This window comes from Planomonospora alba (assembly GCF_039534085.1).
Classification (GTDB): domain Bacteria; phylum Actinomycetota; class Actinomycetes; order Streptosporangiales; family Streptosporangiaceae; genus Planomonospora_B; species Planomonospora_B alba.
Window position 1 is genome coordinate 1 of record NZ_BAAAUT010000140.1, and the last position, 1,810, is coordinate 1,810.

At 65.7% G+C, this 1,810-nt stretch carries 1 protein-coding gene; it reads right to left on the reverse strand.

From position 1 onward, the window contains the following. Positions 1-108: 108 nt before the first annotated feature. The gene (locus tag ABD823_RS34280) at positions 109-1,704 is read right to left on the reverse strand and encodes a trypsin-like serine peptidase (RefSeq protein WP_344867094.1); all 1,596 of its coding nucleotides are present in this window, start codon (positions 1,702-1,704) and stop codon (positions 109-111) included. Positions 1,705-1,810: the final 106 nt, after the last annotated feature.

The window sequence follows — 1,810 nt, forward strand, 5'->3', positions numbered from 1 at the left end:
TTTCCGGGAAAAGGCCGAGGGGCCCGGTAGGAACCGGGCCCCTCGGATGGAGCAGGAACGAACCCGGCGGGGTGTGGACCCCCGCCGGACTCGGGCGATCGCCGGGTCTTACTTGACGATCGAGCCGGACCACACGGCCGCAGCCTGGTTGTAGATCGCGGCGGTCTCGCCGTCGAAGTACGCCGAGGTGCTCAGGTCGTAGCGGTCGTTCTTGTCCTGGTCGCCGAACAGGCTGGTCACGCCGTTGACGTAGCCCAGACGCTTGGCGTTGCTGTACTTGATGAGCCACGGGGAACCGTCGGCACCCGGGGTCATCGAGCACTTCAGACCCACGTGCTCCTCGACCTTGGTCGCGGCGTGCGTGTAGGTCTTGCCCGTGGTGGTGCCGTAGCACCACTTCGGCGTCACACCGGTGTAGGCCTTGTTGCCGTCGGGGTGCGCGTCGGCCGGGTAGCCGAACACGAACACCTTCTGGCCGGTCTTCTGGTTCCAGGCGAAGCCCTGGCCACCGACGTTGTCGCCCAGACGGCCGACGTCCTTGATGAAGTCGCTGACGAGGTAGTACTCCTCGACCCAGTACTTCATCTGAACGGTGGACTTGACCCACTTCTTGACGAAGAACTGCTGCTTCTGCCAGCCGATGACGTTGCCCTTGGCGTCCTTGAGCTCGGTCAGCGCGCCCAGGAACTTGCCGTCAGCCTTGGCGGCCTTGAGGGCGTTGTACTCCTCCTGGCTGATGGCGACCGGCTTGCTCAGGCCCTCGAACTTGTAGCCGTTCTCCAGGCCGGCCTGCGCGGCGTTGTAGACCGACTCGGTGACCTCGACGCCCACCAGCTTGACGCCGTTGTGGCCGTCCTCGCTGAGGTACTTGTTCAGGTTGGCCTGCGCGTCGGCCGGCTTGGCCACGGTCTCGACCTTGGGGTCGACGGCCTTGGCCTTGTAGGGGCCGTCCACGCCGTACTTCTCGACGCCCGCCGCGTACTGCTCGGCGGTGATCGGGGTCTCCTTGACGAACTTGCCGGAGGTCGCCTTGTCGAACTCGCTCTTGGAGACCTGCTTGGCGGAGCCGCCGCCGATCTGGATGCCGTTGTAGACGGTCACGAACGCGTAGTCGCGGTCGCGGTCCTCGAACGCGGCGAAGTCGTAGTGCGTGTAGGCGGTCTTACCGACGTAGATGCCCCACGGGGTCTTGCCCTGGTAGTAGCCCGGCACGAACACCCAGTTGTCGGCGACGGAGGCGTTCTTGCCCTCGTCGTAGACGCAGTGACCGGCCGTGGCGACCAGGTTGCGGTACTTGGACTGGATGGAGGTGGCCGAGCACCACTTGAGCTGGTTGTCGGCGTCGACGAAGAACACCTTGCCGATGGTCTTCGGCAGGTTGATGTTCTTGACCTTGGCCGCGGTCTTCTTCTCCTCGCCGATCGGCACGACCGAGCCCGGCTTGCCGTCGGGGCTGTAGCCGCCGCCGACCTTCATGGTCGGGGTGGCCTTGGTCTCCCAGGTGTAGGGGGTGGCCTTGGCGAGGTTGTTGGTGGCGCCGTTGGCGGCCAGCCAGAACTTGGCGACGGCCAGGGCCGAGGGGGCGTCCTTGGCCATGGTGTCGGAGGCCCAGTCGGGGTTGGCCTGGGCGGTGCCGGCCAGACCGGCGGCCAGCAGACCGGTGGCGAGAACGGCGCCGCCGGCCGGGAGGAGGATGCGCTTCAAGGGGAACTCCTTGGTCTGTCGTGGAACGCATCTTGCGTCCCATGCGTCAGTAAAGGGATAGCCAGGAACATACAGGCCCGATCTTGAAAAGCGGAAGCCGATCCGG